The organism is Paenibacillus sp. FSL R5-0923, from assembly GCF_038009145.1.
GTDB lineage: Bacteria > Bacillota > Bacilli > Paenibacillales > Paenibacillaceae > Paenibacillus_AQ.
In genome coordinates, this window is sequence record NZ_JBBPAT010000002.1 from 316,431 (window position 1) to 333,546 (window position 17,116).

General features: G+C 45.6%; 13 protein-coding genes and 1 riboswitch. All 13 genes read left to right on the plus strand.

Going from position 1 to position 17,116, the window contains the following annotated elements; all coding sequences use genetic code 11:
* Positions 1-12 precede the first annotated feature (12 nt).
* The 13 genes from MKX35_RS26430 to MKX35_RS26490 all read left to right on the plus strand — a co-directional run bounded on the left by MKX35_RS26430 (position 13) and on the right by MKX35_RS26490 (position 17,108).
* On the plus strand, positions 13-948 hold the full coding sequence (locus MKX35_RS26430) for a glycosyltransferase (protein ID WP_076283896.1): 936 nt from the start codon (positions 13-15) through the stop codon (positions 946-948).
* Positions 949-957: 9 nt separating this feature from the next.
* Complete coding sequence (locus tag MKX35_RS26435; RefSeq protein ID WP_076299138.1) at positions 958-2,304, plus strand: O-antigen ligase family protein; 1,347 nt, start codon at positions 958-960, stop codon at positions 2,302-2,304.
* Positions 2,301-3,074, plus strand: a complete 774-nt coding sequence (locus MKX35_RS26440) for a WecB/TagA/CpsF family glycosyltransferase (RefSeq protein ID WP_036676606.1) — start codon at positions 2,301-2,303, stop codon at positions 3,072-3,074. Before MKX35_RS26435 ends, MKX35_RS26440 begins: the two co-directional genes overlap by 4 nt.
* Positions 3,071-4,549 (plus strand): O-antigen ligase family protein, encoded by a 1,479-nt coding sequence (locus MKX35_RS26445; protein WP_076299139.1) that lies wholly within the window; start codon positions 3,071-3,073, stop codon positions 4,547-4,549. Before MKX35_RS26440 ends, MKX35_RS26445 begins: the two co-directional genes overlap by 4 nt.
* Positions 4,515-5,900 (plus strand): oligosaccharide flippase family protein, encoded by a 1,386-nt coding sequence (locus MKX35_RS26450; protein ID WP_076299140.1) that lies wholly within the window; start codon positions 4,515-4,517, stop codon positions 5,898-5,900. The genes MKX35_RS26445 and MKX35_RS26450 overlap by 35 nt, the downstream gene beginning before the upstream one ends.
* Before the next feature lie 26 nt (positions 5,901-5,926).
* Positions 5,927-6,784 carry a glycosyltransferase family 2 protein gene (locus tag MKX35_RS26455; RefSeq protein ID WP_076299141.1) on the plus strand — a complete coding sequence of 286 codons (858 nt, stop codon included), beginning with the start codon at positions 5,927-5,929 and terminating at the stop codon, positions 6,782-6,784.
* The gene (locus MKX35_RS26460) at positions 6,771-7,958 is read left to right on the plus strand and encodes a glycosyltransferase family 4 protein (RefSeq protein WP_042185181.1); all 1,188 of its coding nucleotides are present in this window, start codon (positions 6,771-6,773) and stop codon (positions 7,956-7,958) included. Before MKX35_RS26455 ends, MKX35_RS26460 begins: the two co-directional genes overlap by 14 nt.
* Entirely contained in the window at positions 7,958-9,097 is a 1,140-nt protein-coding gene (locus MKX35_RS26465) for a glycosyltransferase family 4 protein (RefSeq protein ID WP_036676593.1), read from the plus strand. The genes MKX35_RS26460 and MKX35_RS26465 overlap by 1 nt, the downstream gene beginning before the upstream one ends.
* A 61-nt stretch (positions 9,098-9,158) precedes the next feature.
* Positions 9,159-10,259, plus strand: a complete 1,101-nt coding sequence (locus MKX35_RS26470) for a glycosyltransferase (protein ID WP_036676592.1) — start codon at positions 9,159-9,161, stop codon at positions 10,257-10,259.
* A 4-nt stretch (positions 10,260-10,263) separates the two neighbouring features.
* Positions 10,264-11,604 (plus strand): UDP-glucose dehydrogenase family protein, encoded by a 1,341-nt coding sequence (locus MKX35_RS26475; protein ID WP_076283902.1) that lies wholly within the window; start codon positions 10,264-10,266, stop codon positions 11,602-11,604.
* Positions 11,605-12,281: 677 nt separating this feature from the next.
* Positions 12,282-13,655 carry a sugar phosphate nucleotidyltransferase gene (locus tag MKX35_RS26480; RefSeq protein WP_036676586.1) on the plus strand — a complete coding sequence of 458 codons (1,374 nt, stop codon included), beginning with the start codon at positions 12,282-12,284 and terminating at the stop codon, positions 13,653-13,655.
* Positions 13,656-13,791: 136 nt separating this feature from the next.
* Positions 13,792-13,871, plus strand: a riboswitch (cyclic di-GMP riboswitch).
* A 12-nt stretch (positions 13,872-13,883) separates the two neighbouring features.
* Positions 13,884-15,434 (plus strand): glycosyl hydrolase, encoded by a 1,551-nt coding sequence (locus tag MKX35_RS26485; RefSeq protein WP_081382822.1) that lies wholly within the window; start codon positions 13,884-13,886, stop codon positions 15,432-15,434.
* A gap of 153 nt (positions 15,435-15,587) precedes the next feature.
* Positions 15,588-17,108 (plus strand): glycosyl hydrolase, encoded by a 1,521-nt coding sequence (locus tag MKX35_RS26490; RefSeq protein WP_076299142.1) that lies wholly within the window; start codon positions 15,588-15,590, stop codon positions 17,106-17,108.
* Positions 17,109-17,116 lie beyond the last annotated feature (8 nt).

Consider the following 17,116-nt stretch of genomic DNA (forward strand, 5'->3'; position numbering starts at 1 on the left):
AGGTGAATGCCGATGCGTGAATACGGAGACGTTCCTAAGCTTTCCATTATCATCTGTACCTACAACAGAGCACCTTTATTGATCAAGACGCTTCAGTCACTTTTAAAGCTAGATCACTTAGAGCAGGCGGAGATCATTGTTGTGGATAATTGTTCCAAGGATGATACTGAAGCTTGCGTCAAAAAGTTTATAGGAAAGCATGGAGCTGATGTGGATATCCGCTACATGATGGAGCCGATGCAGGGGCTTTCAGCGGCTAGAAATACAGGAATTCTGGCTTCCAAATCGCCGCTGATTGCCTTTCTCGATGATGATGCGATACCTTGCCAGCGTTGGATAACAACGATTGTCAGTACTTTCGAGAGTAAACCGGAGGTCATGGCTATGGGAGGCAAAATCGCTCCGATATTTGAAAGTAAACGTCCGGACTGGTTGATTAAACCCTTTGAGCTTCCGTACACGATTGTTGATTTAGGTAGCCGGATTAAGGAATATCCCAAGCAACTTCATCCTTGTGGGGCCAATATGGCGATGCGGAAGCTCGTATTCGACATCAGTCTTTTTCCCCTAGATCTCGGAAGAAAGGGTGATTCTCTGCTCTCTGGTGAAGAGACCTGGTTATTCGGACAGATTCAAAAAGAAGGGCATTCCATCCTCTATCATCCGGAAATGGCAGTTGACCATTTCGTTCCGGCGGCCCGTTTGACGGAAGACTGGATTATGAGGCGCTATTATAGCCAAGGTATTTCTAACGCTATGAAAAGCGAAGGGTTAAAAGGCAAGCTAATTCTAGTTGGAAAGACAGCCGCTAAGCTCGTGTATATCCTGGCTGATTCTATCCTCTCAAGAAGTAAAGGAAGAAGGCTTTTGAACAAATGCAGGCTGGAGAGTATTCGTGGAACGCTTCATATGATTCTCAATCGGGAGAGGCATTCCGCAGCGGGGTGAGGGATTAACATGACAAATTTTGAGTGGGGCTCCAAATTAAATGTTTTGCCATACGGGATGCTCTATCTCATGTCGGCCCTGTTCTTTGGAACGGCGGTCATCTACCAGCCGATGATTGCGATAGCTGCCGTGCTTCTGATTATTTTGCTGGGAATCTCGATTTCACGGCCTGAACTGATCAGTTATTTCGTTCTAATTACGACGGCAATATCGATTAACTTTTTATATGATGGCAGCATGTTCGGAATGGAGATACTGTCACTTTATAAATTGGTTATCGTGATGCTGCTTGTTCCTTGTATTCTGGTCAATGGTTTGCGGTTTCGTCTGAGTCACCCCTTGTGGGCAATGGTAGCGCTGCTGGTGATTACCTTTGGATCTTCGATCTGGCTGCCGGAAATGACCTCATCCATTGCAGTTAAAGCTTTTATCGGTCTATCCATTCCATTCGTATTTTTATTAATCAACTGGAAAAAGAATGTAGCCGAGCTGCAAATCAAAATTATCTGTATGCTTCCCCTTGTTAGTGTAGTGGTTGGTTTGTTGCTGCAGCTTGCGCATGTTCATAATTTTCTCAACATCGAGTATACAGGCGCTGTACGGATTCAGGGGGCTAATATTCCTGCGCATCTAGCAATGCTGGCCTTTATGGGAGTAGCGATTCCATTTATTGAGGTGAAGCGGAATCCGCAGCAAGCACGCTTTTTCTATATCATGTTAGTTCTAAATTTTTTTATCTTGATTGGAACAGGAACAAGAGGGCCTATATTGGCACTTGGACTTACCGTTCTCTATTACTTCTATGATATTCTTCGTCAATATTTGAAGGGCAGAACCTATCTGCTAATTCCGTTGTTGGGTGCATTTTTCCTAATTGTAGTCGCTGTCTTTTGGCAGCTCGATAATTTTGAGAAACGTTCCTTTGAGAGACAGACAGATACGGCTGTTGATTTATCAGGAAGGTCGGAGGCATGGGAGTATTTTTTAAATAAGGCTGCGGACTCTCCTTGGTCTGGTAGAGGGCTGGGAGCAGTGACGGTAGCAAATGATGGAACATTGTATAAGGGTTTTGTAGTTCCGCACAACGAGTATATCCGCTTTTACTTCGATGGGGGATATATTGGCGCTATTCTGTTGATGTTCTCTTTATTGGCTGTGTTTATTCTGGTGTACAGAGCATTGGCTTCACCGATCAAACCTTATTATCTGTTATTTATTGCAGCGTTTTTAATCTACTCATTCTCCGATAACACGCTGTCGACGGTCCAATTTATTATTCCGTTCTGTTGGTACCTGAACTGCCTGTATCGATCTTCACAGCCAACCGATTCCCCACAAAAAGAAGTGATACGATGAGTCAAGTGAACATGTTCGATGTCAATTTTGATAACTATGATTTCATGGATTTGCTTGATTACATTGATAAAACCATTCAGGAGAGGAATCAGTCTTATATCCTCACTTGCAATGTGGATCATGTAATCAAGCTTCGTAAGGATAAAGAATTTCAAACGGTATATTCGAAGGCAGGCGCAGTTGTTGCTGACGGAATGCCACTGATCTGGGCATCCAAAATGCTAGGCAAGCCGCTTAAGCAGAAGGTATCCGGCGCGGATCTATTTAATCGATTGGGCAACGCCTTTGAGCAAAGGAAGTACCGGCTGTTCTTCTTAGGCTCAGCTGAAGGCGTGGCGGAACGGGCAGCGATGAATTTGAAAACAGCGCATCCCGGAATAAATGTGGTTGGCTGTTATTCTCCATCCTATGGATTCGAGCACAATGAGGAGGAGAATGAACGCATTATAGAAATGCTGACAGAGTGCCAGCCAGATATCGTGTTTGTTGGTGTAGGAGCGCCTAAGCAAGAAAAGTGGATTTATCGCCACTATACCTCTTATCAAGCTCCGATATCGATCGGAGTGGGAGCGACCTTTGATTTTCTGTCAGGCTCAGTGAAACGTGCGCCTAGCTTTATGCAAAAAACAGGGTTCGAATGGTTCTGGCGGCTAAGCCAGGAGCCGGGCCGGCTCTGGAAAAGATATCTTGTGGATGATGCACAATTTCTACTTTTATTACTTAAGGAACTGCGTAAGCGGGATAAGGTGAAGGAAGGAGGCTTGGAATGAGTGTATTTACGCCCCCATCACTTAGGTTCATCAAGACAGTTGGATTAATAGGGGGGACTGCAGCTGCAGGTGTCTCTCTTCCGCTGATCATCGGCTTCTCCAGTGCGATGCTGAGTTCATCGAACAGTCTGCAGGGAGCCATTCTCTCAGCCATCCTATTCCCGGCTTTCTTGCTAGCCATACTTAGACCGAAAATGCTGGTTGCTTATACCTTGCTAATCTGGGCAGTAGCTCCAGAGCTGCGCCGCATTGCTGACTGGTCAGAAGGAGTGTATCACTCTGTATCCTTGCTGAGCTTAGCCCCCTTGTTAACCGGTGTAACCTTGATCATTCCGCTGCTGAAGGAGATTCATAATATTCAGAAGGCCTCCACGCGGATCATGTTAATGTTCGCAGTTGCGCTGGGTTATGGTGCTTTAATCGGTTTGGCTAAGAATGGCATGGGCTCAGTTTATGACTTAGCGAATTATATTGTGCCACTGCTGTTATTGCCGTACTTTGCCGTCACGAAGTTCAAGCCGAAGGATATCGATCGACTGCTTACCGCTTTTGCCAATATTGCAGTCCTAGTTGCCATTTACGGGATTGTTCAGTATTTGACGGTGCCACCTTGGGATGTGTTCTGGATGAAACATGCGGACATGATGTCCATCGGAAATCCATATCCATTGGAAATCCGAGTGTTCTCTACGCTGAATTCGCCGGGACCGGCTGCAACCTTCTTAGCGTTTGCTTTAGTTCCGATGATACTGGAGAAAAAATGGCGGGGAACATTGCGCTGGATCGGCGTGCTGCTGGTTGTAATCTGCCTGCTGACTACTTTAGTACGCGCGGCATGGCTGATTCTTCTGGTGATGCTGCTCATGTACATTGGAACCTCTCCTTCTAAGGGAAAGTGGAAAACCTTGATCCAATTAGTTTTTGTGGCTGCTGCGTTGTTCTGGGTTGTGCCAAAATTGCCTGGCGCCGAAGGACTGGTTGCTCGGGTAGAGACACTTTCTTCTGTTCAGGAAGATCACTCTTATAATGAACGGCTAAGCTTATGGCAAAACATGCTGCCGATGGTCGCCGCCAATCCAGTAGGTCAGGGAATCGGTAGTGTAGGCCAAGGGACTAAGCTTGGTAATGACGGCGAGCTTGGAGAGTACGGAATTATGGATAACGGAGTTATCGCCTTACTGCTTACCTTTGGTATTCTGGGTGCTGTTTTCTTCTTCGGAGCTTTAGGCGCAGTTGTCAAACAAATATTCGCTAGAGTAATCAGCAGGGACCAATTGCAGCCATACGCCCGACTTGCTCTTGCTACTTGGACCGGTGCGATAGTCAGTTTGGTATCAGATAATGGGTTTCCCGGACTCAAGGGATACTTAATCTGGATGCTGATCGGTCTTGGCCTCAGCGCAAGGGAGATTACACAAAGTAGAAGGAAGGGAACACCGTATGCAGCAATTGAATGCAAAATCTCTCCCCGCTAGAACAATCTGGTCATCTTTTAGATTGTTCGCGAAGAGTAAGGATAACAGCTCGGCAGCCGTGAAGACAATGTTTGTCAGTGTCATGATCCTACTGATTAACATGTTAACGGGTGTACTGACCGCCCGTTATCTTGGACCGACAGGTCGTGGGGAACAGACGGCAATGATTAACTGGTCACAGTTTCTGGCGTTTAGCATGAGCTTTGGCATTCCTTCAGCTCTCATCTATAACGCTAAGAAAAACCCGGAGGATGCCGGAGTGCTTTATCGTATGGCATTGCTGCTCGGTACCATTTTTGGGGTCATAGCGATGATTATAGGTATCGTGGTCTTGCCTTATTGGCTGAAATCCTTCAGTCCGGAGGTCGTGACCTTTGCTCAGTGGTCTATGATTCTGTGTCCGATTATAGTGATCTCTCAAATTAACAATGCAGCTTTTCAATTCAGAGGTGAATACAAGAGGTTTAATTGGATTCGCTATCTAGTGCCGTTGCTTACACTGACGATGATCGGGATATTGATCGCGCTGGATCGGATGAATCCATTTACAACTGCAGTTGCCTATCTTCTTCCTGGAGCGCCGCTGTTTATCGGAATGACGATTTCCTTGCTTCGTACCTATAAGGTGAAGATGAGAGGGGCCTATCAGAATTTAAAAAGATTGTTTACTTACGGGCTTGGTTCCTACGGCAATGACTTGCTTGGCAATTTCTCTTATTATATCGATCAGATCGTAATTGCCGGTTTGTTAAGACCTGCTGATCTGGGGCTGTATGTAGTGGCTGTGAGTCTATCGCGAATGGTCAATTTTTTCTCAAGCTCGATTACTATCGTACTGTTTCCCAAGGCCTCTGAGCTGTCAAAAGAACAGGCAGTTGAGTTAACATTCAAAGCCTTTCGCATAAGTACGACTTTCACCATGCTTGGCGGAGTAGTCCTGATGCTCTTAGCCCCTTTAGTAATTCCGTTGATGTACGGCAAAGACTTCAATGCGGCATTAACCGTGTTTCGCTTGTTGCTCCTTGAAGTGACTATTAGCGGGGGGACGATCATTCTGGCGCAGGCCTTTATGGCGCTAGGCAAGCCGAAAATTGTTTCGATGCTTCAAGGTTTTGGCTTACTCTTGGTTATCCCAATGTTGTTCCTGCTCATCCCTAAGTTTGGCTTACTCGGAGCAGGGATAGCGATGCTGTCATCAGCAATCCTGCGATTCTTCTTCATTGTTCTCAATATAAAGTACACCTTAAAAGTTAAACTACCCCGGCTGCTCATTACCCGGGAGGACATCCAGTGGATGAAGACGACGATGAATTCTTACATTCGCAAGAAACCGATGGATATGAATGGATAATGCGAAAGACAAAGGAGGAAACCTTCATGGATTCAGTAAAAAGCGTGGTAGGCGGCCAAGGCAATTATCCAATATCGGCTGTCATCATCGCTCAGGATGACGAAGTTCGAATATCTAAGGCCATACAATCCTGCAGGTTATTCGCCGACGAGGTGATTGTGATTGACGGAGGCAGCAAAGACGGGACAGTTCAGCTTTCCGAAAGCTTGAATTGTCGTGTATACGTCAACCCATGGCCCGGATATGCGAAACAGAGGGAGTTCGGAGTAGAACGCGCGGTTCATGATTGGGTCTTCCTTATTGATACTGACGAAGTGGTCAGCGACGAGTTGGCCGCGAGTATTCTTGAACTGAAACCGGGGCTTATGGATCAATCGGTTGCCTATTCTATCTACCGGATCGGTGATTTTATGGGCAGATGGCTGGATCGTGGCGAATATCTAGTGCGCCTTTACAACCGCAAAGCGTATGGAATTCGAAACAGCTTGGTGCACGAGATGCCCGAAGTCTCTGAAGAGCGAACCATACGTTTGACAGGAACCCTCTGGCATTATGGTTACCGCAGTATTAATGATCATGTGGCACGTTTCAATAAGTACACTGACTTGGAAGCTGAAAGTGCGTATGCCAAGGGCAAACGATTTCGGGTCAGTCATCTGCTGTTAAGACCACCAGCCCGTTTCTTGCAAAAGTATTTCTTACACGGGTTGTTCAAGAAGGGAATGTCAGGTTTCGGAGTATCCGTATTCTGGGTCATGTATGAATTCATGGTCGGCTTCAAGCATTACGAATTAATTAGATCGGGAAAGCTGACTCAGCACAATGCGAAGACGAGTCAGACCGAGAAGGAGAATAAAGGAGAGAGAAGCTATGCCGTACAGTGACGGATTGAACATTATGACGACAGGCCTTAGCTGGCCGTCGCTACAGCCGGGTGGGCTTAACACGTATTTCAAATCCGTTTGCGAGCAACTCTCCTCACGTAATCGGGTGCATGCGCTGATTTGCAGTCAAGAGACGCCTGCTACCCCTGAGGAATTGATTATTCACAATGCCGGAGATCCAAAAGATGGGATCTGGAAACGTAAGGATGCTTTCCAGCGTAAGGCGGCCGATCTGATGGGAGAGGGCAGTGGCCGTATAGATATTTTATACACTCACTTTGCTCCTTATGGTATTGGTCCAGCCTTGGAAGCAAAGAAACGCGGGATTCCTGTAGTGATGACTTTTCATGGCCCATGGAATGAAGAAATGAAAATCGAAGGTCAAGGCATTAAGCACCGGGTCAAAACAACCATCGCCAAATCCATTGAACATAGAGCCTATAAACTAGCGGATAAGTTCATTGTGCTTAGTGAGACGTTCCGGGACATTCTCCATAAGCTGCATGGAGTGCCTCTACACAAAATTATAGTGATTCCAGGAGCAGCTAATGTGGAACGTTTTATTCCCGCTACGAATCGATTGGCGATTCGACGAAGCTTAAATTTACCTGAGGGAGCAACAACCGTGCTGACTGTTCGGCGGTTGGTCAATCGGATGGGACTACTACAGCTGCTTGAAGCCTGGAAGCAAGTTGCGGAGCGTTTCCCGAATGCAATTCTGCTGATTGGTGGTAAAGGGCCGTTGCGGGGAGAACTGGAAGAAAAGATCGCCGACTATGGCTTAAGCAATAAGGTAAGACTGCTAGGCTACATTCCCGATCATGAACTAGCCTCTTATTATCAGGCAGCGGATATGTTCGTGGTTCCCTCACAGGCATTGGAGGGCTTTGGTTTGATTACCGTTGAAGCTTTATCTTCAGGATTGCCAGTGATGGCTACACCGATTGGCGGCAATAAGGAAATTTTGCAAGGCTTCCGGCCGGAATTACTATTTAAGAGTTCAAGTAGTGACCACATGGCTGAAGGTATGATCCATATGCTTAGCAATCGAAAGCTGCTTCCGAGCCGGGATGAATGTAGAGAGCATGTACTGGAGAGATATACCTGGGAGCATGTTACGGATCAAGTAGAATCCGTGTTCCTACAAGCCTTAGGAGAGGAGGTGACCACGTAATGCTTAGAGTAGCCTATATAGATCACACTGCTAAATGGAGTGGTGGAGAAGTTGCCCTGTTTAACATCCTTACCCATATTGGAGAACAGATCGATCCACTGGTAATTCTGGCTGAGGATGGTGCGCTGGCTGAACGGCTACGTGAAAAAGGGATGGATGTCCGTATTATTCCGCTGGATGAGAGTATCAGAAGTCGGGGGAGAAATGCTGTCAACTTGGGAGCACCTGCTGCAGCCTTCAAGCTGTTGGCTTATGGTCGCAAGCTTGCGCCGCTCTTAAAAGCGGAGAAGGTAGATTGCGTGCACACCAATTCCCTAAAATCTGCATTATACGGAGCCATCGCTGCAAAAATAGCGGGCGTTCCATTGATCTGGCACATCCGGGATCATATTGGGGCCCCTTATTTAAAGCCAATCGTTGCCAAAGGAATTCGTTTGCTGTCGCGTCTGCTCCCCAATGGAGTCATCGCAAATTCACATTCTACGCTGAATGCTTTGGAGCTGCCGCGTTCCAAAAAAACGCTGGTCGTATACTCCGCATTCGCTAAAGCGATTGGTAATGGGATCGGCATGCGGGACCAGAAGGATTTCAACGTATTGCTAGTTGGTCGATTGGCGCATTGGAAGGGTCAGCATATTGTGCTGGAAGCCGCAAAAAGCTTTAAGAACGAACCTCGTGTGAAGTTCTGGCTGGCTGGAGACGCTCTGTTTGGAGAAGAGGCTTATAAGCAGGAATTGCTGCAAAAGATAAAAAACGACGAGCTTACTAATGTAAGCATGCTAGGGCATGTGGATGATATTCAAGGCCTTATGAATACTGCTGATTTACTGATTCACACTTCGGTAACTCCTGAGCCCTTTGGCCAAGTTATCGTTGAAGGAATGGCAGCGGGATTACCGGTGATCGCCTCCAATGAAGGCGGGCCGGTAGAAATTGTAGTTCAAGGTGAGACAGGACTACTGATAGAGCCTGGTGACGCGGCGATACTGGCAGACTCCATTAAATGGATGCTGGATCACCCAGAGGAAAGACGGCGGATGGCGGACAATGGGATGAAACGAGTGAAAGAGCATTTTGTTATCGAGAATACGGTCAAGGACATCGTTGACTACTATAAAGGTTTGTTGGCGGGCACCTGACAGATGATATGACGCGGTAATTCTGAAGATGATGCTCCATAAAACTTTGAGGATGATTCACATGAAAATTGCGATAGCGCACGATTACTTAATCCAAATGGGCGGCGCGGAAAGAGTGGTGGAAGTCTTTCATCACATGTATCCCGAGGCTCCAATCTACACAACGGTTTTTAACGGAAGCCGCCTTACTGACAATCTCAAAGATGCGGATATCCGTGCCTCCTGGCTGCAAAAGATTCCGGGGGTAAAGACCAATTTTAAAGGGGTGCTGCCACTTTATCCAATGGCCATCCGTGATTTGGACTTTCGCGGTTTCGATATCGTCCTGAGTTCCAGCAGTGCTTTTATGAAAAGTATTCAAGTTCCTAAACATACGTTTCATCTTTGTTACTGCCATACGCCTATGCGTTTCGCATGGGATTATGACACCTACATGGAACGTCAGTCGAATTCCGGGTTGTTCAAGAAAATGCTTAAGGTATACATGCAGCAGCTCAAAACGTGGGACCAGCGAACTTCCAAAAATGTGAATCAGTTCGTAGCCAATTCATCAGTAGTGAAGACGAGGATTCAGAATTATTATCACCGGGATGCAGATGTCATATTTCCACCGATTAATACAGCCCGGTTTACAAGCTCTTCAACCATTGGTGACTATTATTTAATTGTCTCCCGGCTTGTTTCCTACAAGCGGATTGATCTGGCAGTAGAGGCTTTTAACCGTAACGGACTTAAGCTTTATATCGTAGGGGATGGACCAGATCGCAAGCGTCTCGAAGGCATGGCTAAGGATAATGTATCGTTTCTGGGCCGGCTAGAAGATGAGCAAGTGACTGGAATGATGGCACAGTGTAGAGCATTCATTTTTCCAGGAGAAGAGGACTTTGGAATTACACCGCTGGAAGCGAACGCTGCAGGAAGACCGGTAATTGCTTATCAAGCAGGTGGGGCACTAGATACTATTATTCCTTATGTAAATGGTGTGTTCTTTCAGCATCAAGAAGTGGAGGATCTGCTTAAGGCTATTTATGAGGTAGAGTCCTACGCTTGGGATATCGATCAAATTATGGAGCATGCACGTAAATTCGATGAGCAGGCGTTTATGGTTAAGTTCAAGCAGTATGTTGAGCAGGCCTACGTCAATTTTCTAAAAGGAGGATGATTGTATGAAGCTGACAGTAATCGGTACTGGGTATGTGGGTCTTGTATCTGGCGTGTGCTTTGCACTGGGCGGACATCATGTCATCTGTGTGGATAAGGACGAGGAAAAGATTAAGAAGCTGAAACAGATGGAATCGCCCATCTATGAGCCGGGAATCGAGGAACTGATTGAACTGAATCTTCGTGAGGAACGGTTATCTTTTTCTGCAGATCTTCAGGATTCGGTGCGGCATTCAGATATTATCATTCTTGCTGTAGGTACGCCATCGCTGCCTAATGGTGAAGCTGACTTAACCTACATTGAGGGTGCAGCTGCTGAAATCGCTAAAGCGATGGACGGGCACAAAATTATAATGACTAAATCTACAGTTCCCGTAGGGACAAATGAGAAAATCTCCAAAATGCTCTCTAAGTTTACCCATCATTCTTTTGATATCGTGTCTGCTCCCGAGTTTTTACGTGAAGGGTCAGCGATTCGCGATACCCTCCATCCCGACAGAATTGTCATTGGTCTTGATAATCCAGAGCTGGAACCAACCATGCGCGAGCTTCATAAGGGTTTCACAGAAAATGTATTTGTAACAGATATACGCAGTGCTGAAATGATCAAATATGCTTCAAATGCATTTTTGGCCACGAAGATTTCCTTTATTAACGAGATCGCCAATATTTGCGAAAAAGTGGGAGCTGATGTAACCGAGGTAGCACAAGGAATGGGTATGGACCAAAGAATCGGGTCATCCTTCCTGCAGGCTGGTATCGGTTATGGAGGCTCCTGTTTCCCGAAAGACACTAATGCGCTCATTCAAATTGCGGGCAACGTCGATTACGAATTCAAATTATTGAAATCTGTAGTCGAAGTGAACAAGGGACAACGGTTTATGATCATCTCCAAGCTGCATGAATCACTTGGCAGCCTGCGCGGTTCGACGATTGGGATATGGGGGCTTGCTTTCAAGCCTAATACTGATGATGTCCGCGAAGCTCCAGCCAGAGAGATTGTTGAGGCACTGGTGGCTGAAGGGGCAACAGTCAAGCTATATGATCCAATCGCAGCTACAAATTTCAGACAGCAATACGATCATCCGCAGCTTCGCTGGTGCAATCTGCCAGAGGAGGCGGCTGAGGGCAGCGATGCCGTATGCCTCTTGACCGATTGGAGCCTACTGAAGGACATTGATCTGCATCAGCTGGCGAAAAGCATGCGCAATGGGGTGCTGATCGATGGACGCAACGTGTATTCCAAGGAGCAAATCGAGGGTACCGGCCTCGTTTATCATTCTGTCGGCCGCCCGCAGATGGGTGGATTGAGCGGTTATTCTGCTAGTGTGGCTGGAGCGGTTTAATCATTTGTGTTAAGTGTCAGTCGCAACTGCGGTGAATGTTTGGACTTCCAGCCGCTGTTGTTTCCAGATTTCTTGATTTATACCGCTTAATAGCGGATGAAATCCGGAAAAGCTTATGCTTACGAAGTGAGCTTTCCTACGGAAAGCTTTTAGGCGGACGCTATCGCTCTTACAGTTCCAAAATTCCCCTCCGCCACTCCGTTCCCTTATCTTAAGTTTCTAAGCAATTTATAAAGTTAGAGTACTCTGATTATATATCGCAGTAGCAGTAGCACTTGTAGTTGTCTTTGTCTCTGTGGTGGCAACTAGTCTTGCTCTTGTAGTTGCAGTTGTTCTTGCAGTTGCTGCTGCCTCCCCCGGAGCAGAAGCGAATCTTTAGAAAAACGTGCTTGCTTCTGGCTGGTACAGCCCGGTGCGCACGGATCAGTGTTAAAAAGTAGTTGGTTAGGTTAAGAACGGAAAGGGAATTTGGAACTGTAGAAACGGAGTGTTCGCCTTTATCCTCGGATTTCTACCGCTAGAAGCGGTTCAATAAGGAAATCTGAGGATAACAGCGATCGGAAGTCCAAAATCCCTTGAAGTGGTTCATACCTAACAAAGTTTGTAAGTGCATCCATTCCAACGACCACCAAACGGAAGACATAGGTTTTGATATCAATTCAAGGAGGGTTCATTCTATGAAAATGGTACTTCTATCAGGCGGTTCAGGTAAACGGTTATGGCCGTTGTCCAACGACTCACGTTCAAAGCAATTTCTAAAGGTACTTGAAAGCCCTCAAGGTGAACCAGAATCCATGGTACAACGTGTCTGGAGACAGCTGGAGGAAGCAGGGATGGCAGAATCATCTTATCTGGCCACCGGCCGCGGCCAAGTAGAAATGATACAAAGCCAACTGGGAAGTCATGTGCCGATTATCGTTGAACCGGAGCGTCGGGATACTTTTCCGGCTATCGCCTTAACAGCTACCTATCTTTATTCAGTGGCAGGTGTTTCTCCAGCAGAGACGGTAGCAATATTGCCTGTTGACCCTTATGTAGAAGCATCCTTTTTCGATACCATAGCTATGCTTGAGGGGACCATGCTGGAAAGTGGAGCAAATTTGGCACTAATGGGTGTTGTTCCTGAACATGCCTCAGAGAAATACGGATATATTATTCCTACCACCGAAGAGGCGGGGGGAAATGGTTTTATGAAGGTGAGTCACTTTCAAGAGAAACCAGACCGTATACAAGCAGAACAGCTCATCGAGCAAAATGCCTTGTGGAATTGTGGAGTGTTTGCCTTCCGCTTAGGGTACTTGTTAGATATTTTGCAGCGTAAAGGGTTGCCTTTAGGATATGAAGAATTGCAGAAGCAGTATAAGCTATTGTCTTCCATCAGCTTTGATTATGAAGTGGTGGAGAAAGAAGAACATATTGTGGTGCAGCCGTATGATGGATTCTGGAAGGATCTTGGAACGTGGAATACGCTGACAGAGGAAATGAGCAGCAAGCATGTAGGAAAAGGTTTTGTAACGGCGGATTCTGAGGGGACTTGCTTGATTAATGAGCTGGATATTCCGATTACGGTAATTGGTGCGAAGGATCTGATCATTGCGGCTAGCCCGGATGGGATTCTAGTTACCCATAAAGCTGAGAGCCCACGGATTAAAGAAGTGCTGAAGACCTTTGAACAAAGACCGATGTACGAGGAACGCCGCTGGGGCCATTACAAAGTTATTGATTATGTGAAATATGATGAAGGCAATGAAGTGCTGACCAAACGGATTTTTATATCCGAGGGGAATAATATCAGCTATCAATTACATCGCAAGCGTAGTGAAATTTGGACAATCGTCAGCGGCGAAGCAAGTATTGTGCTGAATGAGAAAAAACATAATGTGAAGGCTGGGGACGTGGTACGTATACCGGAAGGAACGAAGCACGCGATCCTTGCTTTGACGGATGTCGAGTTTATAGAGGTACAGACGGGTTCTGAATTAGTAGAAGAAGATAACATTCGTATTACTTTAGACTGGAATGATATAGAACTACAACAATTCATTTCATAGGTCTAACCTATCTATTTAACCAATCCAAAATTTCTTGAAACAGGTAAATTGACTCAATTATCAAAAAAAGTCATAAAAACACTAAATATATCATTAATTGTCGTCGATACTTACGGTAAGAGAGATTATTTCTCTTAAATTGAAAAGGCAAACCTATCGAAAGGTAGGGACGCAAAGCTATAGGGCCTTCGAAAGAGTGGCAGCCTGGCTACCGAAAGGGAGATTATTTTGAAAGCTTACCGTACGTATCGATTATTTGGCGCATTTCTGTCACTCGTCTTGTTTCTGACTGCACTTCCGCTTACTGTTGGAATTTCGCCGTCTGTTGTCATAGCTGCTTCAAATTCTGGAACGCCAGTTACCCCAGGAGCCTCACCTGAAGCCGTAAAGCTGCTTAACTATTTTTACTCGATCTCAGGAAAAGGTATTATTGCTGGTCAACATGACTATTTAGAAAGTCCAGATGAAATTAACAATATGCTGAAGGGAACCAGCGGACAATATGCCGCTCTTCACGGTTATGAACTGGGCGCGATCAGCGGTCAGTCAGAAGGAACGATGGCCTGGCAGCGTCAAAATGTGGTGAACAGCGCGATCAACTGGAATAAAGCGGGCGGGATCGTAGCTATGACTTTTCATGCTAACCTGCCGGGCACCTCTTATGACTGGGATAATGTGAAAAAAACACTTAGTCAGAATGAGTTCGATAGTTACGTTACACCGGGTACCAAGCAATATAACAATCTGATCGCTGAGCTTGATAAGGTGGCAGTCTCCCTAAAAAGCTTGCGCGATGCCAATGTTCCGGTGCTTTGGAGACCCTATCATGAAATGAACGGGAACTGGTTCTGGTGGGGGAAGAAAAATAACTTTTCTAAACTTTGGAATATTATGTATGACCGTTTTGTTAACGTTCATAAATTAAATAATTTGTTATGGGTATGGAGTCCGAATGCTCCCAATGTTTGGTCAGATCCTTATGCGCTAACTTATCCAGGTGCTGATAAAGTAGATATTCTGGCAGCAGATATATACGAAAATGATTACCAGCAAAAATACTATGACAGCTTGTTGAGTCTAGCCGCAGGCAAACCGATTGCGATCGGGGAGAATGGTGAAATGCCTAATCTGGAGAAGCTTCAGCAATCACAAAGTAAATGGACGTATATGATGAGCTGGGGAAAAATGCTTTACGAGAATAACAGTGCAGATACAATTAGAACATTTATGAATAGCAACTATACCCTAACTAGAGATAAATTAAATACTAGTCTGGTACCGACACCTAGCGCTGCACCAGCGCCGGCACCTCCCGAAGAAGAGGGTGAGGCAGCCATTCCTCTTGTGAAGGGGCTTGCAGGAGAATATTACAACAACATACAGCTATCGGGAACAGCAGCTCTTACTAGAACTGATGCAATTATCGATTTCAATTGGCGGCAAGGATCGCCGGATGCCGCCCTCGGGATTGATCGTTTCTCCATACGTTGGAGCGGTAAAATTAAGCCATTATATGATGAGCAATATACATTTTACACTACCTCAGATGATGGCATCCGTGTGTGGGTGAATGGGCAATCCGTGATTGATAGTTGGACTAAGCAAAGTGGTACTGAGCGTAAGGGTAATATAACGCTGAAGGCTGGCCAGCTATATGATATCAAGGTGGAGTATTACGAAAATGAAGGCGATGCGAGAGTCCGCTTGATGTGGGAAAGTGCTAGTCAAGCTAAAGAGACAGTTCCAGCAAGTGCACTTTATCTTCCGGATGTCTCCTGATTGATGAAAATTACAGGTCGATCCTTAGTGGCTCTGCGTTATTGCAGAGCTACTAAGCTATAGTCCTCATTAGGTCAGAAGACGATTGTCCGATAACAGGTATGTTTATTTAGCACCTGTGGAGGCAGTACAGCTACCGAAAGGAGGATTTATTTGCGTAAATATTATAAGCAAAACAGATTGTTGTTTACTATATTACCGGTGTTTATTATTTTTTCCTTGCTGCCTTGGGGAGAGGTTAAGAGTCTTCCGAAGGCTATGAGTGTTTCTTCCGCTCTTCCTCCGGCTATACCAAGCAATCCATCAGCTTCTGAAGAAGCCAAGCAACTGCTGAGTAATTTGGTGAATCTACGTGGCAAAGGAATCCTGTCTGGCCAGCATGATTATCTAGAAAGTCCAGATGAACTGGTTCATATGCTGAAGAATACATCGGGACAAAATGCCGTTCTACATGGTTATGAATTGGGGGCAATTAATAATCAACCCGAAGGGACGATCGCAGAACAGCGACAAGCTGTTATAGACAGTGCAATGGAGTGGCATCAAGAGGGTGGTATTGTAGCCATGACATTCCATCAGAGTTTGCCGGGGACTTCTCCGGAATGGTCCAATGTAAACAGAAGTCTCAGTCAAGAGAAGTTTAATGCTTATGTTACGCCTGGGACGGCTCAGTATAAGAGTCTAATCTCTGATCTAGACGAGATCGCTGGCTATTTGGGACAGCTGCGTGATGCCGGAGTTCCAGTTTTATGGCGACCTTACCATGAAATGAACGGCGGTTGGTTTTGGTGGGGGAAAAAGGACAATTTTTCAGCGCTTTGGAATATTGTCTATGATCGTTTTGTAAATACACATCAACTGAATAATCTACTGTGGGTGTGGAATCCGAATGCGCCGAATGAATGGGCAGATCCTTATGCTGCATATTATCCTGGTGCGGATAAACTCGATGTTCTGGCTGTGGATATCTACAATAACGATTATAAGCAGTCCTACTATGAGGATCTGCTCGCACTTGCTGATGGTAAACCTATCGGAATCGGGGAGAGTGGACAGCTGCCGAACCCGGAAGTATTAACCGAGAAACAAAATAAATGGGTCTATATGATGACCTGGGGAAAATTACTGACAGAAAATAATACGCTACAGTCAATTAAAAGCTTTATGAATGACTCGTTTATAGTATCGAGAGAGGATTACGTTCTCACAACAGGAGGCCCTTCGATAGCACCGGTAATATCGGTAACTCCAATGGGTTTGACTGGAGAATACTATAACAATACTGATTTAGAGGGAGAAGCGGTACTTATCCGCGATGATCGTAAGATTGATTTTAATTGGCATGGCGGGTCACCTGCACAGGAGATAGATGAAGATCATTTTTCTGTTCGCTGGAAAGGGAAGCTCAAACCCAAATTCAGTGAAAAATATACGATTTCGGCATCCTCTGATGATGGAGTCCGTGTCTGGATTGACGGAAAGCTGATCATCGATAATTGGAAAAATCAAAGTGCAACCCTTCATAAAGGAAGTATCCCGCTCACAGCCGGAACACTTTATGATATCCAAATTGAATATTATGAGAATGAAGGAGATGCTAATCTTCGCTTGCTGTGGGAGAGTTCCAGCCAGAAGCAGCAGGTGATTCCACAAGGGGCATTGTTCCTTCCTTAATCTAATGA